Source organism: Bradyrhizobium sp. T-12 (assembly GCF_058314695.1).
This window is the reverse complement of the sequence record NZ_CM177756.1, coordinates 2,926,636-2,951,104: the sequence shown is the minus strand read 5'-3', so window position 1 is coordinate 2,951,104 and position 24,469 is coordinate 2,926,636. Positions and strand designations below refer to the sequence as shown.

Below are 24,469 nucleotides of genomic sequence, written 5' to 3'. Positions count from 1 at the left end.
TCCTCAGCGATCTTGCTGATATCCCTGATTGGTCGTGTTCTGCTTGATGTTGCCCTGCTGTCCCTGCTGGTCCGGATTTTCCGCGCGCTGTTGGCCGCGCGGCGTCTGATCAGCGGACATTTGTTTGCTGTCGCCGGTTCCCTTGCGGCTCTGATTTTCCGGCGGAATAGGTGGCATCTTGCTGGTCATGATTTGACCTCCGGGAGATGTGGAAACCTCGGATGCGGAGCCTGTTCCATGGCGTGCCCGCAGTCCCGATGACAACAGCAAGCGCTGGGGACCGTTCCTGGCAGATCACAACCAGCGACGATTTGCCGAATCCAGACGTCTCAGTCCGCGCGCGCGAGGGAGCGATCAACGATCGCGCCCTCAGACGCCGCGGCATGTGTTCCGCGCCCCTCTGGCGTGACAGGAAGCTTTGCGATGGCACGAAGCCCTGGCCGCTTGCGCCAGTGGACATCGACGGGGTCGACGGCCAAGCCAAGCTTGGGCCATCGCACGAACAGCGCTTCCAGCGCGCAAGCCGCCTCGATGCGCGCGAGCTGGTGGCCGAGGCAGAAATGGATTCCAGTCCCGAACGACAAGTGACGGTTCGGCTTGCGTTCGAGATCGAGGCTTTCGGGGCGGTCGTGCATCGCCGGATCCATGTTCGCGGCGGCGAGCATCACCATGACGCGATCGCCCTTCTTCAGACGGACACCTTCGACCTCGACATGCCGCCGCACATAGCGCGGCTTGGAGAACTGCACTGGCGAGACGAAGCGCAGGAACTCCTCCACCGCAAGCCCGATACGGCTCCAATCCTGCTCCAGCCAATCGCGCAAGCCCGGACTTCTGAGGAGCTCATAGGCGGAACCGCTGATGAGGTGCGTGGTCGTTTCGGAACCCGCCGCGAGCAGCAGGAACACCATCGAGACCATCTCGTCCGGCGAGATCTCGCCGCCTTCGCGCTCGACCTGGATCAGTTCGGCAATCAGGCCTTCGCCGCCCTGCACACGGGCGATCTGCAATTGCCGTTCGAGATAGGCGCGCATCTTGCGGAACGCCCACAACAGGCGGAAAAAGCTGACGACATTGGTCAGCGAGGACATCTCGTTGGCCCAGGCGATGAATCTCGGCCGGTCCGCCGGCGGCAAGCCCAGGAGTTCGGAGATCACCGCGAGCGGCAGGATGCGGGCGTAGCGCTGGACGAGATCGGCCGGACGTCCCGCCGAGAACAGCTCGTCGGCGAGACCGTCGGCGATGGCACGGATGCGCGGCTCCATGGCGACGATCGCGCGGCGGCGAAAGGCTTCATCCACGATGCTGCGCAGCCTGGTATGGTCAGGCTCGTCCATCGTCAGCATGTTGTTGGCGATGGTCCTGACGTATCGCGGCATCCACCAGCGCAGACCGGCGACGTCGCCGTCTTCCTTGCGTAGCGTGAAGGTCGCGCCGCCCTTCAGGACCTGCGCGGTCGCGTCATGGGTCGTGGTGATCCAGACGTCGCCGATGAGAGGGAATCGCGTCGCGACCACGGGCCCGGACATGCGCAAGCTCGCAATGACCTTGGGCGGATCGCGAAAGAAGGCCTCGCTGGTGAAATCGAGGCGCACTGTCATGGGATCACCGGACTGATTGCTGGCGTGTCACCCAGATGGTGCGCGGCGCGGCCGGTGCAAGGAGGCTGCGAACGAGGTGCGACTATCCGCGCCCCGGCGAGCGCTGGCCGGTCTTGCGCTGCTGCTGGTTGGTATAGGAGTCCCAGTGGCTCCAGCTGCCATTGCTGAGGCTCTGCATGTCGGTGCCGAGCGGACGGCGCGTGCGCTTGTCATGGTCGGCGATCACGCGTTCCGACTGCGCGATCTTCCGCTTGAGTTCCGCGATGGTCTTCTGGGTCTGACCGTTGCGCTTCGATGAGGCAATCTCGCCCATCGTGAAGCGCGCCGTCTCCACCGCCTTCAACTCGGCGCGGTTCTTCTTCAACTGGACCCGGTGCCAGGCGATGTTGCTGTCGCTGTCCGCAACCATGTGGGAACTCCGCTGATTCGCTCCCGCAGTGTATCAAGCGCCGAATCGACGCCGCAACGCCTGCCCGACGGCGAAAATACGGTCTTATTGCGGGCTTAGCGCTCGGCGAAGGCCTTTTCGACCACGAATTGGGCCGGTTCGCCATGATTGCCCTCGGCGAAGCCGCGCTCGCCCAGGAGCACGCGGGTATCGGTCACGAGCGCCGGGCTGCCGCAGATCATGACGCGATCGTGGGCGGCTTCCAGAGCCGGCAGGCCGATATCGGCGAACAGCTTGCCCGACGTGATGAGATCGGTGATGCGGCCGCGGTTGCGGAAGGGATCGCGGGTCACAGTCGGGTAGTAGATCAGCTGCTCGCGAATGTACTCGCCGATCAGCTCGTCCTTCGGCAGCGTCTGCGTGATCATCTCGCCATAGGCGAGCTCCTTCACGTGCCGGCAGCCGTGCAGCAGCACCACCTTCTCGAACCGCTCGTAGGTCTCGGGGTCCTTGATCACGCTCAGGAACGGCGCGAGGCCGGTGCCGGTGCCGATGAGGTAGAGGTTCCGCCCCTCCTCCAGATTGTCGATGACGAGCGTGCCGGTGGCCTTGCGGCTGACGATGATCTCGTCGCCTTCCTTCAGGTGCTGGAGGCGCGAGGTCAGCGGTCCATCCGGTACCTTGATCGAGAAGAACTCCAGCGTGTCCTCGTAATTGGCGCTGGCGACGCTGTAGGCCCGCAGCAAGGGCTTCTCGCCGACCTTGAGCCCGATCATGGTGAACTCGCCGTTACGGAAGCGGAAGGTCGGGCTGCGGGTGGTCTTGAAGGAGAACAGCGTGTCGGTCCAATGGTGGACGCTCAAAACGCTTTCCTGATTGAAATTGCTCATCTCACCTTCCCTGTCGCGTCAATTGCGGGTGTCGAGGCGGTCCAGCTATGCGTCGTTTGTACACGATCATTCGTATACTAATGAATAATCCCGCTTGATCCCGCGGTCAAGGCTGCCCAAGATCGAAAGCGTTGCAGTTAGGAATAAGGAGCCCCTTCCATGGCGCATGACGCACCCCAGGCCACCGGACCCTCGAAGCTCGTGATCCGCAATATCGGCCTGATCCTGTCCGGCGCCCTGGAAAAGCCGATCCTGGACGGCGACACCATCGTCGCAGAGAACGGCAAGATCACCGCGATCGGCCGCTTCAAGGACGTCGACATCGAAGGCGCGACCACCATCGTCGACGCCCAGGGCACCACGGTGGCGCCGGGCCTGATCGACAGCCACGTCCACCCCGTCGCCGGCGACTGGACGCCGCGGCAGAACCAGATCAACTGGATCGACAGCTACCTGCACGGCGGCGTCACCACGATGATCTCCGCCGGCGAGGTGCACATGCCCGGCCGCCCGCGCGATGTCGTCGGCTTGAAGGCCATGGCCGTGTTCGCCCAGCGCGCGTTCTGGACCTTGCGTCCCGGCGGCGTGAAGGTTCACGCCGGCGCACCTGTCATCGAATGCGAGATGGTGGAAGAAGACTTCAAGGAGATGGCCGCCAACGGCGTCAAGCTGCTCGGCGAGGTCGGCCTCGGCGGCGTCAAGGACGGCCCGACCGCACGAAAGATGGTGGGCTGGGCGCGCAAATACGGCATCCAGAGCACGATCCACACCGGCGGCCCCTCGATCCCCGGCTCCGGCCTGATCGACAAGGATGTGGTGCTGGAGGCCGACACCGACGTGGTCGGCCACATCAATGGCGGCCACACCGCGTTGCCCGACGACCAGATCCGCTGCATCTGCGAGGGCTGCAAGCGCGGGCTCGAGCTCGTGCACAACGGCAATGAACGCTCGGCGCTGTTCACGCTGCGCACCGCGCGCGAGATGGGCGATCTGCACCGCGTCATCCTCGGCACCGACGCGCCCGCCGGCTCCGGCGTGCAGCCGCTCGGCATCCTGCGCATGGTCTCGATGCTGTCCTCGCTCGGGGAGCTGCCGGCCGAACTCGCCTTCTGCCTCGCCACAGGCAACACCGCCCGGATGCGCGAACTCGATTGCGGCCTGATCGAGGTCGGCCGCTCCGCCGACTTCGTCATCATGGACAAGGCGCAGCACTCGCCCGGCAAGAACATCCTGGAGAGCGTCCAGCTCGGCGACCTCCCCGGCATCGGCATGACCATCATCGACGGTATCGTGCGCACCCAGCGCAGCCGCAACACGCCGCCGGCGGGGAAAGTGCCGGAGGTGGTGGCGAAGTGACGCAGCCGGAGCGGCGCACCGCTCAGCATCCTCTCTCGGAGGCGTTGAACAAGTCTGCGGCCTGCTGCGTCTAACGCAGGCAGCCCTCGGCGGCGGCAGTTCATTGCTGGACCCATCGAGGAGACATGAAGAGCTCATCTCGCGTAGCTATCGGCGTTGTCGCCGCAATGGCGGGCTATGTTGCGACTTTCGTGCTGCTCTCCCTGGTCGATTTCGGCAACCGGGCAGACCCGATCACATCGGGGCTGCTGGGACTGCTCGTTTACTCCCCCATGGGAGCGATCGCCGGCGCCGTGCTCGCCAACTGGCTGATGGGGAGTGCGGGCAAGCAAACCAGCAGTGGCAGCATCGCCAGCAATAGCTTGAAGTCGCTCGGCGTCCTCGCCCTGCTCTGCATCGCCGGGATCGGCATCTACATTGCCTATGCGTATGCGACGGCGACGCCCTGGCTCAACCGGAACGGCGCCAATCCCCTGCTCGTGTTCGAAGTCCGTTTCCCTGCAGGGGTAAGGGTCCCGACATCAGAGCAGGGCATAGCCATCGAACTGCAGACCGACCTCAACACCATGCCGGGAAAAGTGAACCAGGCCGCGTCTTATCGCGATGGCGACCAGGCTGTCATCGCGGGCGAGGTCGAGCTCGCGTTTCGAACCTCGCATCGGCAACTCGCGGTCGACATCCAGGGCCAACCGAGCCGAATCTATCCGATCGACTTGAGCGCCCGCGCGCCGCATACGCCGGAGTTTGGAACCTGGCGGCGGCTCGCGGATGGCAGCGAAATCAGGTACCGCGCAAAGTGGCCGGGCAAGACATGAACGTTCAAATCACCGTCGCTACCGCAACTTGTTCAACAGCGCCATCAGCGTCTCGCGCTCTTTGGCGTCCAGCGGCGCCAGCGTTTCGCGGGTGATGGCAAGCGCATTCGGCGCAACCTTCTCCGCAAGCTGCTGACCGGCCCGCGTCAGGCTCACCAGCAGCCGCCGGCCATCCTCGGGATCCTGGCTGGTCTCGGTGAGGCCGCGCGCCGTCAGGCGGTCGATCACGCCCTTGATAGTGGCGACATCCATGGCCGTGAGACGGCCGAGCTGGTTCTGCGAGCACGCACCGGTCTCGGCGAGCTTCGACAATGCCGCCCATTGCGTCGGGGTCAGATTGGTGCCGATGTCGCGGGAGAAGATCGCACTGTGACGCTGCCAGACCTGGCGCAGGATGAAGCCGACCTGCTCGTCGAGCACGTAAGGCGGTTTTGCCGGTTTGATGCTCTTCTTCGCCGCAACGCTTCTGGCCATCCGTCCGCTGCCTCTTCCCTTTGCCTTCACAACGACAGATGCGCGTCGCGGATGTCCGGACGCGCATCGAGCTCGGCCATGGTGCCGCCGAAGCAGATGCGGCCGCGCTCGATGATATAGGCGCGATCGGAGATCAGCCGCGCGAAATGCAGGTTCTGCTCGGAGACGACGATGCTGACGCCCTCCTTCTTCATGGTCAGGATGGCATCGACCATCTGCTCCACGATCTTCGGCGACAGGCCTTCCGAGGGCTCGTCGAGCAGCACCAGCGACGGATTGCCCATCAGCGTGCGCGCAATGGTGAGCATCTGCTGCTCGCCGCCGCTCATGCGGCCGCCCGGACGGTTCTTCATCTCGCCGAGATTGGGAAACAGCGCAAACAGCTTTTCGCGGGTCCAGTGCGGAGCGTTCGGACGCTTCGGCTGGCGGCCGACTTCAAGATTTTCCTCTACCGTCAGATCGGTGAAGATACGCCGCTCCTCCGGCACATAGCCGAGCCCCTCGCGCACGATCTCGTGGGTCGGCTTTGACGAGACGTCCTTGCCCTCGAACGTGATGCGACCGGAGCGCTGCGCGACGAGGCCGACGATCGAGCGGAACGTCGTCGACTTGCCGGCGCCGTTCCGTCCCAGCAGCGCCACCACCTCACCCTCCCCGACCTCGAAGCCGATGTCGAACAGGATATGCGCCGGGCCGTAATGGCTGTTGAGGTCCTGCACCGTGAGCTTCATGCCGAGGCCCCTTCGCGATGGCGGGCATCGTAGACGAGGCCCTCGCCGAGATAGACCGCCTGCACCTGCGGATTGCCGCGCACCTCGGCCGGCGAGCCCTCGGCGATCAGGGTGCCGCGATTAAGCACGAGAATGCGGTCGGCATGCTCGAACACCACGTCCATATCGTGCTCGGTGAAGAGCACGCCGATGGATTTTTCGCGCGCGATCTGCGCCGTGAGCCGCATCAAATCGACGCGCTCGCGCGGCGCCATGCCGGCGGTCGGCTCGTCCATCAACAGGAGCTTCGGCTGGTTGGCGAGCGCCACCGCAAGCTCGAGCCGCTTGAGATCGCCATAGGCAAGCTCGCCGCAGGGGCGATCTGCGTAACCGCCCATGCCGACCAGTTCGAGCAGACGGCCGGCCTCGGCGCGATCGAACTTCGGTGCCGAGCCGAACGGATTGAACAGCTGCTTGCCGTGCGAGATCAGCGCGACCTGCACGTTCTCGCGCACGGTCATGGTGGCGAAGGTCGCGGTGATCTGGAAGGTGCGCCCGACGCCGAGCCGCCAGACCTCACGCGGCTTCCTGCCCGTGATCTCCTCGCCAAGCAGGCGGACGTGGCCGGTATCAGGCTTGTTCTGGCCGTTGAGCATGTCGAAGCAGGTGCTTTTTCCCGCACCGTTCGGCCCGATTAGCGCCAGGATCTCGCCGGCGCGCAGCGAGAACGAGACGCCGCGCACGGCGTGGATGCCGCCATAGGATTTGGTCAGGCCTTCGACCGCGAGAAGTGTGGGTGCAACGCTCATTCGGCGGACTCGATCGGCTTGGCGAGCAGGGACGATCCCGGCGGCGAGGACTTCCGGCGGCGCTGCGCCAGCATCTCCAGCATGCCGACGATGCCCTTGGGGAAGACGACAACGATCAATACGATGAAGCCGCCGAGCACGAGTTTTGACAGATCGGTCTGGCTGACCAGCCAGATGTTGAGCGCCTTGTAGACGATGGCGCCGATCACCGCGCCCGACACCGTCTCGACGCCGCCGAGCAGCACCATGACGAGCGCATCGACCGAGAGCGAGATGCCGAGATTGTCGGGGAAGACGCTGCCCTTGAGATACGCGAACAGCGCGCCGCCGATACCGGCGGTGGTGCCCGCGATCACGAAGGCCGTCCACTGAATGCGTTTGGCGTTGATGCCGACCGCTTCGCTGCGCAGAAGCGAGTCGCGCGTGGCGCGAAGCGCGTAGCCGAATGGCGAGAACACCATGGCCCGGAGCGCGATGGTGACGAGCGCGGCGACGCCGAGCGAAAGCCAATAGAAATGCGACGGGCTCGCGGCCCAGCTCGAGGGCCAGACGCCCAATATGCCGTTGTCACCGCCGGTGACGCTGACCCACTGGAACGCGATCGACCAGACGATCTGTGCGAAGGCCAGCGTCAGCATCGCGAAATAGACGCCGGAGAGCTGCACGGCGAAGAAGCCGAACACGGCCGCGCCCATGCAGCCGAGCAGCGGCCCGAGCAGCAGGCAGACGATCATCGGCAGCCCCGCCATCTTGGCGAGGAAGGCGATGCCATAGGCGCCAAGGCCGAAATAAGCGGCATGGCCAAACGACGCGAGCCCGCCGACCGACATCAGGAAGTGCAGGCTGACGGCAAAGATGACGAAGATCGCGATCTCCGAGCCGACGGTCAGCGCATAATTGCCGGCGAACAGCGGCAACATCGCCGCGACGACGAGAGCTGCCAGCGCCGCGAGCCGCTCGTTCGACGTCAACGGCCGCCACGGATTGACGGTAAGGCCCGGCGTCTTGCGCGCGGCAGCCTCCGGCTTGCCGAACAGTCCCCAGGGCCGCACGATCAACACCACCGCCATCACCAGGAAGACCAGGATGATGGAGATCTTCGGAAAGATCAGGATGCCGAAAGCATTGAGTTCGGAGACCAGCACCGCTGCGACGAAAGCCCCGATGATGCTGCCGAGGCCGCCGATCACGACGACGACGAAGACCTCGACGATGATGCGCAGATCCATGGCGTGATGGACGGCATCGCGCGGGATCTGCAACGCACCGCCGAGCGCGGCGAGGAAGACGCCGACCGCAAACACCGACGTGAACAGCCATTTCTGATTGACGCCGAGCGCCGCGACCATGTCGCGGTCCTGCGTCGCCGCGCGCACCAGCACGCCCCATCGCGTGCGCTGGAACAGCAGCCAGAGAATGCCGAGCACGACGGGCCCGAGCACGATCAGGAACAGGTCGTAGCTCGGGATGTTCTGGCCGAAGAAATCCACCGCGCCCTTGAAGCCCGGTGCGCGGCGGCCGACGAGATCGTCCGGACCCCAGATCAGCACCACGAGGTCCTCGACCATCAAGGTCAGGCCGAAGGTCGCGAGCAGCTGGAACAGTTCTGGTGCGTGATAGATGCGGCGCAGCAGCACCATCTCGACCAGCACGCCGATCAGCGCCACGGCCAGCGCGGCCAGCACGATGCTGCCCCAGAAGCCGAACGCGCCCGACAGGCGCTCGGTCAGCGTGAAGGCGATGTAGGCGCCGATCATGTAAAAGGCGCCATGCGCAAAATTCACGATCCGCGTCACGCCGAAGATGATCGACAGACCCGAGGCCACCAGGAACAGCGACGCCGCGCTGGCGAGACCGGTCAGAAACTGTACGACGTAAAAGGCCATCGGCGGTCCGGGTTGGTTCGTGCGATGCCGCGGCAAGCGCGGACCTTGTAGGGCGGGTTAGCGACGCGTAACCCGCCCCTCTTTTCTCGTGTGGCGCCGAAGGCGGTGGGTTAGCCTTTGGCTAACCCACCCTACGGCAGCGGAGGTCGAAACAACTCCTCAGTCCTTCGGGCGAAGCTTCGCGACTTCGGCATCGCCAGGCAGGTAGTCCGCGCCCTTCTTGTAGGCAGATTCCACCATCACCCCCTTGCCGTCCTTCAGCGCGGTCTTGCCGACATAGGCACCGAGCGTCGACTGATGGTCGATCTTGCGGAAGGTGATCTCGCCGAACGGCGACGGCACGGAGAGGCCTTCCGCCGCGGCAATCAGCTTCTCCGGATCGCTCGAGCCGGCCTTTGCGAGGATCGCAGCCGCCGACTTGATGGTCTGGTAGCCGACGATCGAGCCGAGGCGCGGATAGTCGTTGTACTTGGCCTGGTAGGCCTTCAGGAACGCATCATGCTCGGGGGTCTTGATCGAGTACCAGGGATAGCCGGTAACGATCCAGCCCTCCGGCGTCTCGTCCTTGAGCGGGTCGAGATATTCGGGCTCGCCGGTCAGGAACGAGACGACCTCGCGCCCCTTGAACAGACCACGGGTGTTGCCTTCACGCACGAGCTTGACGAGGTCGGCACCGAAGGTGACGTTGAGGATCGCCTCGGGATTGGCGGCGGCAACGGCCTGCACCACCGGGCCCGCATCGATCTTGCCCTGCGGCGGCCACTGCTCGTCGACCCACTGGATATCGGGGCGCTTCTCCGACATCAGCTTCTTGAACACCGCGACCGCCGACTGGCCATATTCATAGTTCGGCGCGATCGTCGCCCAGCGCTTGGCGGGCAGCTTGGCGGCGGCCTCGACCAGCATCGCCGCTTGCATGTAGTTGGATGGGCGCAGGCGGAAGGTGTATTTGTTGCCCTTCGACCATGTGATGGCGTCGGTCAGCGGCTCGGCCGCGAGGAAGAACACCTTCTTCTGGTTCGCGAAGTCGCTGACGGCAAGACCAATGTTCGACAGGAACGTGCCGGCGAGCATCGCGACACCCTCGCTCGACACCAGCTCGTTCGCCGCAGTCTGCGCATCCGCGGGCTTGCCGCCGTCGTCCTTGGAGATGACGACGAGCTTCTTGCCGTTGATGCCGCCGGCCGCGTTGACCTCCTCGACCGCGAGCTGCCAGCCCTTGCGATAGGGCTCGGTGAACGCCGGCAGCAGCGAATAGCTGTTGATCTCGCCGATCTTGATGTCCTGCGCCAGGGCCGAATGAGCCATACCGCCCGCCAGAAGCGCGAAGGCCGCGCCTACAAAAGTGTTTCTCGCTCGCATCCCAACCTCCAGTTTTGAACTCTACGTCTTCAGCGTGTCTTGTCGGGAAAGCTGTGCCACCTCCCCGGTTCAAATCCTATCTCAGACCGTCCTCGCCCTTCACTTCCGCAACCGTGAGCCCACCGACGCGCGGCAATGGACGCCCGCTGTCGGTGACGGCAACAGCGACCATGATCTCGTTGGCGCGCGGCGCATCATTGATCTGAACTTCCATGCCATCGAAATGACTGCGCACGAAGGCAGCATCCTTGTGCCCGAGCGGAATGTCGAGCGTCGTACCGGGCCCGCTGCGCTTCTTCGACGACGGGATCAGCGCTGCGCCCTTGCTCAGAACCTTGCGTACTGGCGCACCCATTTTCGGATGAAGGATCGCGGCGGCGTGCTCAAGCTCGCCGTTCTCGCCGACGGCGGCCGCCTTGCCATAGCTCTGCGCTTTCGCGCCATCGATGCCGAGCGCAGCCACCGCGCGCTTCGATAGAAGTTCCCCCAGCTCCTCGCCGATCGCGATCAGCGGCGAGAGATCCTCGACATATCGTCCGGCGAAGGGATTTTCGATCACAGCGATCGCCGCGGCCCGCCGGGTCGGCGGCGAGACCTGGCGGCCCATCTCCATCTGCGTCTCTTCGACGACGGTGACGATCTTGCGGATGATCGCGCTCATGTTTCGCTTCCCTGCTCAGGCACAGACCGCGTTCTCCAGCACCAGCGGGCGCGATCGTCGCTGTTCTATATCCTTAGGTCCGATGACAAGCATATCACCACAAAGCTGCAACACGGCACCCTCGATCAATCCGCGATCGAACAATTGCCGTGCACATTCCGCGCCAGAGTCGAGGGCAGCGGCGATCTCATTCTGTGACAACTCACCGACATGTCGGGTGACGAGGCGCGCACCGAGATCGCTATCGGGCTGAAGCTCGCAGGCCGGTTGCCTGACAATGGCAGGATGTCCCGGCAGATCCACGGCATTGGCGATGACGGTCGCCGCCGCATCGGCTTGCGATGCCGTCGCCGCCAGCACCGTCACCGCGTCGGCAATCCCGAGCGAAAAACTGCGGCCGTGACGCCCGCTGGTCGCAACGCCCCGAACCGGGTCGTCCGCATCCACCCTCATGGCCCGCATCACGCCATCACGATCGGGACGATCCATCAGCCCAATCGAAAAATGCTCGCCTTTGCCGAGATGAAGTGCGATGTCGCCGCCATTGTTGACATAGGCCTGATCGAGCGTTGCCGCGCCCAGCATGGCACCCAAGATCTCCTCCGCCACACTGCCGGCAACGGCAGCCATCGGCGTGATGAAGCCATCAACGGCAAAGGGCGCGACCGCGGCGTGCATCCGGCGCGCCACCACGCCCCTCAGCGAGGTCCGCGCCGCGGCCGCAGCACGCAGCTGCGGCAGCTCCGCGCAGAGCTCGTCGAGCAGGCCCGTGGACCGCTGCGCCGCCGCCTCGTAAGCCGCGCGCACCGCATCCGCAGGCCCCCTCCCCTCAATGATCAGGTCGATCGGTCCATCCTGCAAATGCAGCCGCCGGCCATCAGACAGCAATGCGATTTGCGGGAGCCTTGTCATGCCCGAGGTCCCGGGATCGGGTTCTGCCAAGGCAGCTGGCGGACGTCGTCGCCGTTCTGCACCTCGGACAGCGGCTTCACGTAATCCATGTGACCGCCGAGCGCGGCATAGTCGGACAGCTTCATCGTGAACTCGATCGGCGCGACCAGCGCCGGCGTCGGCACGTAGCCGAACGCGCCGGCGGGCATCTGCGTCACGTCGACCATGTAGGTGATGCCGCCGCCGGGCCAGACATAAACAGGCGCGCCGCCGCTGGTGACGCGGGTCAGCGCGTCCTTCACCGAGCGCGTCAGCCGCACCGGATTGTCGGTGACGCCGGCGCGCAAGGATCCACCGGCGCCCGCCATGAACAGCACCGTGCACAACGCCGGTTCGCAATTCTCCTGGATGCGCTCGACCGAGAACTTCAGATCATCAGGCATTTCGGTTTCGACCGGCTTCAAGGTCTCGTCGAGCACGTAATAGGACGAGTGCTCGCCGGTGGTGGAGACCATCAGCATGGAGAGGCCGGGTCTTGCCTCCTTGGCATCGAACGGCCCGAGGATCGCCAGCGGATCGGAAATGTTGGTGCCGCCCCAGCCCGTGCCGGGATCGGCGACCTGGAAATAGCGGCCGGGCGTCGAGCGGCGGCCCTTCATCTTGATGCCGGTATCGGCGATATCGAGCAGCTTGCCGGCCTGGTGCTCGCTCAGCACGCCGGTGATGTGGTCGTCGACCACGACGACCTCGTCGACCTTGCCGTGCCATTGTTTTGCGAACATGCCGATCGTCGCCGAGCCGCATCCGACGCGCATGCGCTCTTCCTTCACGCCGTTGACGATCGGCGCCTGGCCGGCCTGCACCACCACGCTCGCGCCGCCGTCGATGGTAAGCTCCACCGCCTTGCAATTGGCGAGGTCCATCAGCGTGTCGCAGGTGACGCGGCCCTCCTTCTTGGAGCCGCCGGTGAGGTGATGCACGCCGCCCAGCGACAGCATCTGCGAGCCGTATTCACTGGTGGTGACGTGACCGACCGCTTCGCCCTGCGCGCGCACCGTCGCGGTTTCCGGGCCGAGATAGCGGTCGGTGTCGATCTTCACCTTGATGCCGCAATAGGAGAAGATGCCCTCGGTGACGACGGTCACCATATCGACGCCGTCGACCTCCGCAGAGACGATGAACGGCGCCGGCTTGTAATCGGGATAGGTCGTGCCTGCCCCGATCGCCGTCACGAAGGTTGAAGGTTCGTGGACGATCTTGCCGTCCCAATCTTCCGTGCGGCTGAACGGGACCAGCTTGCCGCCATGCGAGACGGTGCGCTCCAGGATCACGTGCGGATCCACCCGGACGAGCTTGCCCTCGTGATTGGCATAGCGGTCGCAGGCACCCGCCGCGCCCGGCTTGATGTAGCACATCACCGGACACGCATCGCAGCGGATCTTGTCGGCAACAACGCTCGTCGGTTCAGTCAGCATGTGCGAGCCTGCGGATCGAGGCGGTTATCATTCGTATACGAACAATGTTGCGCGCGGTCCCCGGGAGCTGTCAAGCGGCGGTGCAGTGCAAAAGATACGGCTGCCGCATAAAACCTCATTTGCCTATCCGACCTGTCCACAAAGAAGGCAGCGCGCTGCAGTGCGGCATGCACGGCTTGCACGTTTGTGTACAAACGGTATCGTCGCGGTCGAGATTTGGCAGCAATTTGCCGCGAGCCTGAGAATGAGGATGACGCAGACACCGATCCGCCTCACCGTGAACGGTGGGATCCACGAGATCGCCGCGGCGCCGGAGACGCCGCTGCTCTACGTGCTGCGCAACGATCTCGCACTCAATGGCCCGAAATACGGATGCGGCCTCGGCGAATGCGGCACCTGCACCGTCCTGATCGACGGCGCGGCGGCACGCTCCTGCGTGATTCCCGTCAGCGGCTGCGCGGGCCGCGACATCGTGACGCTCGAAGGGCTAGGCACGCGCGACAAGCCCGATGTCGTGCAGCAGGCCTTTATCGACGAGCAGGCCGCGCAATGCGGCTACTGTCTCAACGGCATGATCATGACCACCAAGGCGTTGCTCGCGATCAACCCGCGGCCGACCGAACAGGAGGCACTGGCGGCGTTGCGCTACAATCTCTGCCGCTGCGGCACCCATGTCGAAATCCTGCGCGCCGTGATGCGCGCATCGGGCGAGCTCACCGAGGCCGCGGATTGATGGCCTCCCCTGTTTCGAACGGGACTGAGCAGTCCCCCGGTTCGCTCGTCGTCGTCCGCACCGTGGACGAGGTCACCTCCGAGACCTTCGTCCGCATCACCCCGGACGGATCGGTCACGGCCTATAACGGTCATGTCGATCTCGGCACCGGCATACGCACCGCGCTCGGCCAGATCGTCGCCGAAGAGCTCGACGTCTCCTTTGCGCGCGTCGTCGTGGTGCTCGGCGACACCGCTTTGGTGCCGAACCAGGGCGCGACGATCGCGAGCGAGACCATCCAGATCACCGCCGTGCCCCTGCGCAAGGCCGCAGCGCAGGCGCGTCGGTTTTTGATCGCGCGCGCGGCCGAGCGGCTCGAACTTCCCGCGACTGACCTCAGGATCGAAGACGGCCTCGTGCGCGGGCACGACAACCGCAGCGTCAGCTATGGCGAACTGATCGGTGGCGACGAGATCAGGCTCGAGCTTGCCGACGACGTCACGGTCAAACCCGTCGGCAACTACACGATCGTCGGTCAGTCGACGCCGCGCGTCGATCTGCCGGCCAAGGCCACAGGCGGGTTGACCTTCGTGCACGACATCCGCGTGCCGGGCATGCTGCACGGCCGCGTGGTGCGACCGCCCTATTCCGGGGTCGATGCCGGGCCGTTCGTCGGCACCAGCCTGATCGCGGTCGACGAAGCATCGGTCCGCGACATCCCCGGCATCGTCGCCGTGGTGAGCATCGGCGATTTCGTCGGCGTCGTCGCCGAGCGCGAGGAGAATGCGATCCGCGCGGCGGAGCAGCTCAAGGTGAGCTGGAAGCGGACGCCCGCCCTCACCGATCTGTCCGACGTCGAGACCGCGCTGCGCGCCAATCCATCGACGCCGCGCACGCTGATCGACAAGGGCGATGTCGATGCCGCGATCTCGGGTGCGGCCAAGCCGATGCAGCGCACCTACGTCTGGCCGTACCAGATGCACGCCTCGATCGGCCCGTCCTGCGCGGTCGCCGATTTCAGGGATGGCAATATCCGGGTCTGGTCGGGCACGCAGAATCCGCACATGCTGCGCAGCGACCTTGCGCTGCTGATCGAGCGGCCCGAGAGCGAGATCGACGTCATCCGCCTGGAGGCCGCCGGCTGCTACGGCCGCAACTGTGCCGACGACGTCACGGCCGACGCGCTGCTGCTGTCTCGTGCGGTGGGACGCCCCGTGCGCGTGCAGCTGACGCGCGAGCAAGAACACGCTTGGGAGCCAAAGGGCACCGCCCAGCTCATCGACGTCAATGGCGGGCTGAATGCGGACGGCAGCATTGCCGGCTACGACCTCGCCACGCGCTATCCTTCGAACGCCGCGCCGACGCTGGCGCTGCTGCTGACGGGACGGATCTCTCCGGATCCCGCGGTGCTGCAGATGGGCGACCGCACCGCGATCCCGCCTTACGATTACGACCACATGCGCGTCGTCGCCCACGACATGGCGCCGATCGTGCGCGCGTCCTGGTTTCGCGGCGTCTCCGCGCTGCCGAACACTTTTGCGCACGAATCCTACATCGACGAGGCCGCCACCGAGGCCGGCGTTGACCCCATCGAATATCGCCTGCGCTATCTGAAGGACTCGCGCGCTGTCGATCTGGTCAACGCGGTCGCCGAGCGCGCCGGTTGGAAACCGCGACCGGTGCGCGAGGAAAAGGACGGCGAAATCGTGCATGGGCGCGGCTTTGCCTATGCGCTCTATGTCCACAGCAAATTTCCCGGCTATGGCGCGGCGTGGTCGGCCTGGGTCACCGACGTTGCCGTGAACAAGACGACGGGCGACGTGAGCGTCACCCGCGTTGTCGCGGGACAGGATTCCGGCCTGATGATCAACCCGGAAGGCGTGCGCCACCAGATCCACGGCAACGTCATCCAGTCCACCAGCCGCGCGCTGATGGAGGAGGTTTCGTTCGAGCGCGGCGCCGTGGCAGCGCGGGAATGGGGCGCCTATCCGATCATCCCCTTCCCCGACGTGCCCAAGATCGACGTCTTGATGCTGCCGCGTCAGGACCAGCCGCCGCTCGGCGTCGGCGAGTCCGCCTCGGTGCCGAGTGCGGCGGCGATTGCGAATGCGATCTTCGATGCCACCGGCGTGCGCTTTCGCGAGCCGCCGTTCACGCCGGAACGCATCTTGAAGGGGTTGTACGGTGAGGCAGCACCGGTGGCGCAGGCCCTGCCCGCACCCGCCGCGGCAAAACCGTCGCGGATCTGGGAGAATCCCGTCGCCAGACGCGCCGGCGTCTTCGCGACGATCGCAGCCGTCTGCACCGCCGCGATCGGCATCGGCGCAGCCCTGCTGCCCGGCCGCGCCATCGCGCCGATCACACGGCCGGATGCCTCAGTCTATTCCACAGCGACGATCGCCCGCGGCGAGCAGCTTGCCGCGCTCGGCAATTGCGCGGAGTGCCACACCAGCCTCAAGGGCGTGCTCAACGCCGGCGGCCGCGCCCTGGAGACGCCATTCGGCACGATCTACAGCACCAACATCACGCCCGACGTCGAGACCGGCATCGGCGCATGGTCCTATCCCGCCTTCGAGCGCGCGATGCGCGATGGCTTGCATCGCGACGGACGACAGCTCTATCCCGCCTTTCCCTACACGCATTTCGCCAAGACTGCCGATGCCGACATGCAGGCGCTCTACGCCTATCTGATGGCACAGCCTGCGGTGCGCGCGACCCCGCCGGCGAATGAGCTCGCCTTCCCGTTCAATCTCCGCCCGCTACTCGCGGGGTGGAATGCGCTCTTCCATCAGAGCAAAGTTTTTGAACCCGACCCTACCAAATCGGAAGCTTGGAACCGCGGCGCGTACCTGATCGAGAGCCTCGGCCATTGCAGCGGCTGCCATTCGCCGCGCAACGCGCTCGGCGCCGAGCAGCGCAATGCCTATCTCGCCGGCGGCTTTGCCGAAGGCTGGGAGGCGCCGCCGCTGACCGCGCTGTCCCACGCGCCGATCCCATGGAGCGAGGACGACCTCTTCGCCTATCTGCGGACCGGCCATTCGCGCTATCACGGCGTCGCCGCCGGCCCGATGGCGCCTGTAGTCAGGGACCTCAAGGCCCTGCCAGATCAGGACATCCGTGCAATGGCGGTCTATCTCAATTCCTTTAACGACGCCGTGGCCGATGCGCCTGCTCTTGCAGGGAAGCTCGAGAGCGCAACGCAGGTCACCGTCGCCTCGACCGCCGGCGCGCGCATCTATCAGGGCGCCTGCGCGGTGTGCCACGAAGTCGGCGGCCTCCCGTTGTTCGGCAGCCGCCCCTCGCTCGCACTCAATAGCAACATTCACAGCACGAAGGCGGACAATCTCGTGCAGGTGATCCTGCACGGCATCACCGAGCCAGTCTCCAGCGATCTCGGCTACATGCCGGCCTTCAGGAACAGCATGAGCGACACGCAGATCGAGGAGCTCGCCACCTTCCTGCGCAAGCAGTTTGCGCCGGACAAGCCAGCGTGGACCGGTATCCGCGAAACGATCGCACGGGCGCGATCGTCAGTGCGCTAGACAATCCTGCACTCACCCGTGCTTCTTCGCCTCCACCGGCGGCGTGCCGTGGGTGTGGAAGGACTCGATCGTCTTCAATCCCCACGCCTGCCCCTTCTTGCGCTCCTCTTCCGTCCACACGATAGGCTTCCAGTCGGGCGCGAGAATGAGGCGGGCGCCGGCATTGGCGACTTCGACGCGGTTGCCGCCGGGCTCGTAAACGTAGAGGAAGAAGGTCTGCTGGATCGCGTGCTTATGCGGTCCGGTCTCAATGTGCACGCCGTTCTCGAGAAAAATATCGGCCGCGCGAAGGATCTCCTCGCGGCTGTCGAGCGCGTAGGTGACGTGATGGAAGCGGCCCGGCACGCCGGAATGGTCGAGCGAATAGGCGAAGTCGTAGCTCTTGTTCGACATCGTCAGCCACATCGCAGCTTCCCGGCCGTCGTTGAGCACGATCTGCTCCGTGAGGCGCAAGCCGAGATAGTTTTCGAAGAACTCGCGATTGGCCTTGATGTCGACGGCGAGGCAGTTTAGGTGATCGAGCCGGCGGACATTGACGCCGCGCGCCGGAAAGCGCTGCGCCTGGTTCTTCAGCGCGGGCTTCAGCTCCGGCGGCGCCTCGTACCATTCGGTCTCGTAATACAGCTCGACGATGTGACCATCGGGATCTCGGCAACGGAAGGTCGGGCCCTGCCCCATGTCGCCGTCAATCCATCCGATGTCGAAGCCTGATCCTTTCAGCGCGGCGACGCGCCGCTCCAGCGCTTGCTGGCTGCGCGCGCGCAGCGCCATGTGCTCCATGCCCGAGGTCTTCGACGCGGTGAGCTTGAGCGAATACCGCTCGTAATCGTCCCAGCCGCGCAAGTACACGGACTCGCCCTTCCGGCCGCTGATCGTCATGCCCATGACGTCGACGAAGAATTTCAGGCTCTCATCGGGCTTCGGCGTTAGCAGCTCCATATGGCCGAGATGCGCGAGATCGAGGATCGGTTCGGGCTGCATGTTGTTCTCCAGCACAGCTAGCGATCCGCCGGACCGGATCGCGCGATCGGGCGCAGGGCTGCAACAAGCTCACCCGCCCGAAGGCGGCATCTAAGCCGCCGGTTCATTTGTACTAATGTACAAATGATTAGGTCTCGTCAACAAATCAAACGACATCCCCTGGCTCTGACGAAGTTCGCTGCTCGAAGGCACCCTCCAAACGGCGGACCCGACTGGCCGGATGGTAAAATATTCCTTAATTGCTTCCGGCCTTCAACAGCCTGGAATTGCAGCATTTTCCCGCCGTTTCCGCCTGTAAAAGGGCAATCGGAACAAACCTCGCGGCCGAATTGTCGCGGATTTAACGAAGCGGCCGCGCCTGCCGCTTAACCGTTTGTGCAGCGACGGCCGCGCATAGTCCGGTGTAAATCGCTTGCTCTTGCCAGGTTCATCGATCGTGACATCCTTTGGACGCGTGATTTCGGTTCGCGGATCGCTCGCCCGGGTCGGGCTGCTGGCGGAAAGCCAGATGCCCATCTCGGAAGTTCGGGCGACCGTCGGCCGCTTCGTCAGCATTCGCAGCGCCAGCTCGGTCATCGTCGCGATGATCACCGAGGTGTCCTGCGAGAATTTGTCGAGCAGTGACAATTACATCGCGGTCGCCTCGGTCGACCTGCTTGGCGAGATCCTCAACGCCAGCGACAAGCCGAAATTCCAGCGTGGCGTCACCAACTATCCGACCATCGGTGATTCCGTCGATCTGATCACCAGCCAGGAGCTGCGCACGATCTACGCGCCGACCGGCTCGGACCAGATCAATGTCGGTTTCCTCCAGCAGGACCGCTCGGTCGTCGCCTATGTCGACGTCGAGGAAATGCTGTCCAAGCATTTTGCGGTGCTGGGATCGACCGGCGTCGGCAAATCGACCGGCGTGTCCTTGCTGCTCAACGAGATCCTGAAGGCACGTCCGAACCTGCGCATCTTCCTGCTCGACGTGCACAACGAATATGGCCGCTGCTTCGGCGACCGCGCGCTGGTGCTCAACCCGCGAAACTTGAAGCTGCCGTTCTGGCTATTCAATTTCGAGGAAATCGTCGACGTGCTGTTCGGCGGCCGCGCCGGCGTGCCCGAGGAGCTCGACATCCTCGCCGAGGTGATCCCGCTCGCCAAGGGCGTCTACACCCAGTACCAGAATGCCGACCGCATCGGTCTCAAGCGCATCGATCCCAAGCAGATCGGCTACACCGTCGACACGCCTGTGCCCTATCGCCTGGTCGATTTGATGTCGCTGATCGACGAGCGCATGGGCAAGCTCGAGAACCGCTCCTCGCGCATCATCTATCACAAGCTGATCTCGCGCATCGAGGCGGTGCGCAATGACCCGCGCTACGCCTTCATGTTCGACAACGCCAATGTCGGCGGCGACACCATGGCCGAGGTCATCAGTCATCTGTTTCGCCTGCCGGCGAACGGCAAGCCTATGACGGTGATGCAGCTCGCCGGCTTCCCGGCCGAAGTCATCGATTCCGTCGTCTCGGTGCTGTGCCGCATGGCCTTCGATTTCGGACTGTGGAGCGACGGCGTCTCGCCGCTGCTATTCGTGTGCGAGGAAGCGCATCGATACGCCTCCGCCGACCGCAACATCGGTTTCGGGCCGACCCGCAAGGCGGTGTCGCGCATCGCCAAGGAAGGCCGCAAATACGGCGTCTATCTCGGTCTCATCACCCAGCGTCCGGCCGAGCTCGACGCCACCATCATCTCCCAGTGCAACACGCTGTTCACGATGCGTCTTGCCAACGAGCGCGACCAGGCGTTGCTGCGTGCCGCGGTGTCGGACGCCGCCGCGAACCTGTTGTCCTTCGTGCCCTCCCTCGGCACGCGTGAAGTGCTGGCCTTCGGCGAGGGCGTTGCGCTGCCCACGCGCTTGCGCTTCAAGGAGGTACCGCCGCATCAATTGCCGCGCGGCGAAGCCACCATCTCGAGCGTCCCGTCCGTCACCTCCGGCCACGACATGCATTTCGTCGGCGCCGTGCTCGAGCGCTGGCGCGGTGCCACCTCGCAACGCGACGTGCCGAACGATCCGGTGTTCTCGGCCCCGCCCGCCAAGACGCTCTCCAACGTCGAGGCCCCGATGCTGCAGCCCTCGATGGGGCTCGATCCCGACCGCTTCTCGCTCCTGAAGAAGCCGCTGCGGTAGAGACTCTCGTGTCCCGGACGCGCTGCAGCGTGAGACGCTGCTGCGCAGAGCCGGGATCCAACCGCAACACCGCACATGTCAGTGAGATGGGCCCCGGCTCTGCAGCGAAGCGCTGAACCGGACGATGCTGCGCATCGCCCGGGGGAGCGCTGCGCTGCGTCCGGGGCACGAGACGTTCCGACGCCTCTGGAGCGTCGCGCCCGCGTGGACTATGGTTTGTCCCCTCGCAGCCGGCTTTCCTGACCGTGGCAAGCCTGCGCGCGCATTCCGACGACGTGACGGAAAAGACATGACCGAACTGGACTGGCCCGAAATTCTGCTGCGCCTCGGAGCTGCGACGCTCGCCGGCAGCGCGATCGGCCTGAACCGCGACCTGCACGGCAAGCCGATCGGGCTGAAGACGCTCGGCATTGTCGGGCTCTCCACCGCAACCGTCGTGCTGCTCGCGGTTCAGTTCGGCGAGCCCGGCAAGATTACCGACGCGGCGAGCCGGGTGATCCAGGGCATCCTGACCGGCATCGGCTTCCTCGGAGCCGGCGTCATCGTCCACGAGAGCGAACGGTTTCGCGTGCGCGGCCTGACCAGCGCGGCCTGCACCTTCCTCGCCGCCTGTCTCGGCATTGCCTGCGGCGCCGGGCAGTGGAGAATCGTCCTGGTCGCGCTGGCCTTTGCGTTCGTGCTGCTCACGATCGGCCGCCGCGGCGAGCGCTGGCTGCATCGCGCACTGGGCGGTAAAGACGATCCACACCACGCTGAAACCGCGGCATCTCGCGATCATGTCGAGAGTCGCTAGAACCGCAACCGCCGCGCCCAGATCGGCTTCAGCAATTCGAGCACCGTGAGCACCAATAGTCCTGCGCCGAGCGTGAACATCAGATCGTCCGGGTGCAGCGGACCGAACCGAAACAGGCTGGACGCCGGCGGCCAGAACAAGGCCGCGGCGAGAACGAGCGCGATCGACAGGAAGATCCAGAGCAATGCCAGGTTCGGACGGAAGAAGGCGGACAGGAACGACGCGCTGAAGGACCGGTTGACCAGCACCAGCGCGACGATACAGACGACCAGTGCAACGAAAGCCAGTGCGCGCGCGTCGTCGGGCGGCATGCCGGAACGAAGCGCGACGACGAAGATCGCGGCAATCAACGCAAATGCCAACACGCCCTGCAGAATGCTCCAGCCGACCAAGGCCCACGAAAACAACTCCGCATCGGCGCGCCGCGGCGGGCGCGTCATGACATCGCGCTCCTCCCGCTCGGCTTCGAATACGAGCGAGCAGACGGGGTCGATGATCAGTTCCAGAAACGCAATGTGCACGGGACCGAGAATCAGGGGCAGCCCGAACACCAGGGGAAGCAGGGCCAGCCCTGCGATCGGAACGTGGACGGCGAAGATGAAGGCCATCGCCTTGCGGAGATTGTCGTAGATCCGGCGCCCGAGGCGGATGGATGCAACGATGGATGCGAAATCGTCGTCGAGCAGGACGATCGAGGAGGCCTCGCGAGCGACATCCGTGCCGCGGCCGCCCATCGCGATCCCGATATGGGCAGCCTTCAGGGACGGCGCGTCGTTGACGCCGTCGCCGGTCATCGCGACGATCTCGCCGTTGCGCTTCATCGCCTGAACGATCCGCAGCTTCTGCTCCGGCAGGACCCGCGCGAAGACGTTCACGTTCCCAACGAGAGCCTCCAGCTCACTGTCGTCCGCAAGCTTGATCTGCTCGCCGGTCACGACCTCGTTGACGTCGAGCCCGGCCTGCCCGGCGATCGCCATGGCGGTCGCCGGATAGTCGCCCGTGATCATGACGACGCGGATGCCAGCCGAGCGACATTCGGCCACCGCTTCGGGGACGTGCGGACGAAGCGGATCGGCAAGCCCGACGAGACCGAGGAAGCGAAATGAAAAGCCGTCCTGCGAGGCCGGCTGCGACTCACTGTGGCAGGTCGCAGCGGCAACGCCCAGCACGCGAAGACCATTTTTCGCCATGTCCGCGACCGACTCGCGCATCGCGGCCTGCTCCGCGGCATCCAGCTTGCAGAGACGCGCAATCGCTTCGGGGGCGCCTTTCGCCGAGACGAAGAGCTCCTCGTGATGCGGCAAGCGCCAGACCTGGGTCATCGCCAGCAGTTCGGGCCGCAGGCCGTAGGTGCGTATCAAGGTCCGGGCGCCCTCGGTGTCCTCATCTTTCGGCAGGCTCGCCTGCACGAACGTATGCAGGGCCTTCTCCATCGGGTCGAACGGCTCCGGCGAGCTCGCCAGAACGCTGCAACGCGCCAGCTCGAAGAACTCCGCGCCTACAGCTGCAGCCTGCGACGCGGCAAGGCGCAGGCTCGTCCCGCCAGGCAGCCTCAGCTCCGCGACCGACATCCTGTTCTGCGTCAGCGTGCCGGTCTTGTCGGTACACAGCACCGTGGCCGAGCCAAGCACCTCGATCGCAGCAGCGCGCCGCGTCAGCACGCGCGCCTTCGAGATGCGCCAGGCGCCCATGGCCATGAACACCGTGAGGACGACGGCAAACTCCTCGGGCAACATGGACATGCCGATGGCGATGCCCCCGAGCAGCGCCTGCAGCCAATCCCCGCGCAATGTTCCGTAAAGCAGGACTGCGGCCAGGCTGATCACCGCGCCGCCGAGAAAGCAAAGCCGCACGAGCCGGGCGGTCTGTTGCTGCAGCCGCGGCGGCTCTGTCTGCAAGCCATGCAGCGACAATCCGATCTTCCCGATCTCGCTGCGGGGGCCGGTGGCCTCGACCTCGGCTAGGCCCTCGCCTCGCACGACCAGCGAGGCCGAATACACGAAGGGCTGATCATCGCCGCCCGGACGATGCTCGGCCAAAGCGCCGTCAGGGGCCGGCGTCTTGACGGCCTGCTTGCGCACCGGGACCGACTCTCCTGTCAGCAGCGACTCGTCGACCGCCAGATCGCGCGCGCTGACCAGCATAGCGTCCGCCGGAATACGGTCGCCTTCGGCCAGAACGAGAAGATCCCCACGGACGACGTCCCGGCCCGCGATCCGTCGCCGCTCCCCATCCCTGACCACGAGCGCCCGCGGACTGGTCAGCTCGCGCAACGCCTCCAGCACGCGTTCGGTGCGGGTCTCCTGCACGATGGTGATGACGACGGAGATGCCGCCGAAGGCCAGCAGCAGCAGCGCCTCGCGGAGGTCGCCGAGCAGGAGGTAGACCAGCCCGCCGCAAAGAAGGAGTGCGAGCATCGGCTCGCGCACGACCTCGAGCACGATGCGCAGCGGCGTGCGCCGTTCCGGCCGAGGCAGTTCGTTGTAACCGTCCTGTTGCAGTCGCAGCCGGGCCTCGGCTTCGCTCAGCCCCGCTGAATCTGCGCGTTCTTCCTTGCTCACGTCTTGCGCCGCACGCTCCAGAGACTTCCGGCTCCGACGATGGCCGTCGCAAGCAACACGGCGACGAAGGTCTGGAAGATGGTGAAGTTCAGGGCGTCGCGCGCGACGAACAGCGCGGTGATCGCGCCGGCGATGACAAAGAGGATGCGAAAGATGATGCTCATGGCCATGTCTCCGATCAGCATGACCTGGAGCCTACCTCGCCCTCGACATCGGGGCGCAATGCTCGTCGGCATTCATGCAGGCGGACAGTACCGGTCAGCACCGAGGAACATTTGCGGCATGTCAAGCCGCACCTGGGACGCGATGCCGCTGGTCCGGTGAACCGCTTGCTTTATGACATGTCCACGACCAGCACGGCCGGATGATCGGCGTGTGACTCGCAT

The 24,469-nt window shown here is 65.1% G+C and carries 21 protein-coding genes; 6 read left to right on the top strand and 15 right to left on the bottom strand.

What is annotated here, in order from left to right:
- Positions 1-3: 3 nt before the first annotated feature.
- The 4 genes from AC0WRY_RS13790 to AC0WRY_RS13775 all read right to left on the bottom strand — a co-directional run bounded on the left by AC0WRY_RS13790 (position 4) and on the right by AC0WRY_RS13775 (position 2,879).
- Positions 4-189, bottom strand: coding sequence for a hypothetical protein (locus AC0WRY_RS13790; RefSeq protein WP_194407501.1), 186 nt, complete (start codon positions 187-189; stop codon positions 4-6).
- 140 nt (positions 190-329) lie between these two features.
- Positions 330-1,601 (bottom strand): cytochrome P450, encoded by a 1,272-nt coding sequence (locus AC0WRY_RS13785; protein ID WP_194407500.1) that lies wholly within the window; start codon positions 1,599-1,601, stop codon positions 330-332.
- A gap of 82 nt (positions 1,602-1,683) precedes the next feature.
- Entirely contained in the window at positions 1,684-2,010 is a 327-nt protein-coding gene (locus AC0WRY_RS13780) for a hypothetical protein (protein WP_194407499.1), read from the bottom strand.
- A gap of 95 nt (positions 2,011-2,105) precedes the next feature.
- Positions 2,106-2,879, bottom strand: a complete 774-nt coding sequence (locus AC0WRY_RS13775; protein ID WP_194407498.1) for a ferredoxin--NADP reductase — start codon at positions 2,877-2,879, stop codon at positions 2,106-2,108.
- Positions 2,880-3,038: 159 nt separating this feature from the next.
- Here AC0WRY_RS13775 and AC0WRY_RS13770 point away from each other — a divergent pair, with 159 nt between their 5' ends.
- The gene (locus AC0WRY_RS13770; protein WP_211418157.1) at positions 3,039-4,235 is read left to right on the top strand and encodes an amidohydrolase family protein; all 1,197 of its coding nucleotides are present in this window, start codon (positions 3,039-3,041) and stop codon (positions 4,233-4,235) included.
- Positions 4,236-4,360: 125 nt separating this feature from the next.
- The gene (locus tag AC0WRY_RS13765; RefSeq protein ID WP_194407496.1) at positions 4,361-5,050 is read left to right on the top strand and encodes a hypothetical protein; all 690 of its coding nucleotides are present in this window, start codon (positions 4,361-4,363) and stop codon (positions 5,048-5,050) included.
- A gap of 18 nt (positions 5,051-5,068) precedes the next feature.
- Here the strand turns inward: AC0WRY_RS13765 and AC0WRY_RS13760 are convergent, their stop codons facing one another.
- The 8 genes from AC0WRY_RS13760 to AC0WRY_RS13725 all read right to left on the bottom strand — a co-directional run bounded on the left by AC0WRY_RS13760 (position 5,069) and on the right by AC0WRY_RS13725 (position 13,318).
- Entirely contained in the window at positions 5,069-5,524 is a 456-nt protein-coding gene (locus tag AC0WRY_RS13760; RefSeq protein ID WP_194407495.1) for a MarR family winged helix-turn-helix transcriptional regulator, read from the bottom strand.
- A gap of 26 nt (positions 5,525-5,550) precedes the next feature.
- On the bottom strand, positions 5,551-6,255 hold the full coding sequence (locus AC0WRY_RS13755; protein ID WP_172786252.1) for an ABC transporter ATP-binding protein: 705 nt from the start codon (positions 6,253-6,255) through the stop codon (positions 5,551-5,553).
- A complete protein-coding gene (locus AC0WRY_RS13750; RefSeq protein WP_194407494.1) occupies positions 6,252-7,043 on the bottom strand; it encodes an ABC transporter ATP-binding protein in 792 nt (263 codons plus the stop codon). The genes AC0WRY_RS13755 and AC0WRY_RS13750 overlap by 4 nt, the downstream gene beginning before the upstream one ends.
- Positions 7,040-8,929, bottom strand: a complete 1,890-nt coding sequence (locus tag AC0WRY_RS13745) for an ABC transporter permease (protein ID WP_194407493.1) — start codon at positions 8,927-8,929, stop codon at positions 7,040-7,042. The genes AC0WRY_RS13750 and AC0WRY_RS13745 overlap by 4 nt, the downstream gene beginning before the upstream one ends.
- A gap of 159 nt (positions 8,930-9,088) precedes the next feature.
- Positions 9,089-10,291 (bottom strand): ABC transporter substrate-binding protein, encoded by a 1,203-nt coding sequence (locus tag AC0WRY_RS13740; RefSeq protein WP_194407492.1) that lies wholly within the window; start codon positions 10,289-10,291, stop codon positions 9,089-9,091.
- 76 nt (positions 10,292-10,367) lie between these two features.
- On the bottom strand, positions 10,368-10,952 hold the full coding sequence (locus AC0WRY_RS13735) for an amino acid synthesis family protein (protein ID WP_194407491.1): 585 nt from the start codon (positions 10,950-10,952) through the stop codon (positions 10,368-10,370).
- Between the two features lie 15 nt (positions 10,953-10,967).
- Positions 10,968-11,864, bottom strand: coding sequence for a UPF0280 family protein (locus tag AC0WRY_RS13730; protein WP_194408255.1), 897 nt, complete (start codon positions 11,862-11,864; stop codon positions 10,968-10,970).
- Positions 11,861-13,318, bottom strand: a complete 1,458-nt coding sequence (locus AC0WRY_RS13725; RefSeq protein WP_194407490.1) for a 6-hydroxynicotinate reductase — start codon at positions 13,316-13,318, stop codon at positions 11,861-11,863. The genes AC0WRY_RS13730 and AC0WRY_RS13725 overlap by 4 nt, the downstream gene beginning before the upstream one ends.
- Positions 13,319-13,568: 250 nt before the next feature.
- On the opposite strand from AC0WRY_RS13725, the gene AC0WRY_RS13720 reads away from it, so the two are divergent.
- Both AC0WRY_RS13720 and AC0WRY_RS13715 read left to right on the top strand, forming a co-directional pair.
- On the top strand, positions 13,569-14,051 hold the full coding sequence (locus AC0WRY_RS13720) for a (2Fe-2S)-binding protein (protein ID WP_194407489.1): 483 nt from the start codon (positions 13,569-13,571) through the stop codon (positions 14,049-14,051).
- Positions 14,051-17,572 (top strand): molybdopterin cofactor-binding domain-containing protein, encoded by a 3,522-nt coding sequence (locus tag AC0WRY_RS13715; protein ID WP_491123237.1) that lies wholly within the window; start codon positions 14,051-14,053, stop codon positions 17,570-17,572. The genes AC0WRY_RS13720 and AC0WRY_RS13715 overlap by 1 nt, the downstream gene beginning before the upstream one ends.
- Before the next feature lie 12 nt (positions 17,573-17,584).
- On the opposite strand, the gene AC0WRY_RS13710 is transcribed toward AC0WRY_RS13715, so the two are convergent.
- Positions 17,585-18,553, bottom strand: coding sequence for a catechol 2,3-dioxygenase (locus AC0WRY_RS13710; protein ID WP_491123236.1), 969 nt, complete (start codon positions 18,551-18,553; stop codon positions 17,585-17,587).
- 436 nt (positions 18,554-18,989) lie between these two features.
- Between AC0WRY_RS13710 and AC0WRY_RS13705 the strand changes: the two genes are divergently transcribed.
- Both AC0WRY_RS13705 and AC0WRY_RS13700 read left to right on the top strand, forming a co-directional pair.
- Positions 18,990-20,729, top strand: coding sequence for an ATP-binding protein (locus AC0WRY_RS13705; RefSeq protein ID WP_194407486.1), 1,740 nt, complete (start codon positions 18,990-18,992; stop codon positions 20,727-20,729).
- Between the two features lie 289 nt (positions 20,730-21,018).
- Positions 21,019-21,522 carry an MgtC/SapB family protein gene (locus AC0WRY_RS13700; protein WP_211418166.1) on the top strand — a complete coding sequence of 168 codons (504 nt, stop codon included), beginning with the start codon at positions 21,019-21,021 and terminating at the stop codon, positions 21,520-21,522.
- Here the strand turns inward: AC0WRY_RS13700 and AC0WRY_RS13695 are convergent.
- Positions 21,519-24,083, bottom strand: coding sequence for an HAD-IC family P-type ATPase (locus AC0WRY_RS13695; RefSeq protein WP_491123235.1), 2,565 nt, complete (start codon positions 24,081-24,083; stop codon positions 21,519-21,521). The two genes, AC0WRY_RS13700 and AC0WRY_RS13695, sit on opposite strands and share 4 nt — an antisense overlap.
- On the bottom strand, positions 24,080-24,247 hold the full coding sequence (locus AC0WRY_RS13690; protein WP_194407483.1) for a hypothetical protein: 168 nt from the start codon (positions 24,245-24,247) through the stop codon (positions 24,080-24,082). The genes AC0WRY_RS13695 and AC0WRY_RS13690 overlap by 4 nt, the downstream gene beginning before the upstream one ends.
- Positions 24,248-24,469: the final 222 nt, after the last annotated feature.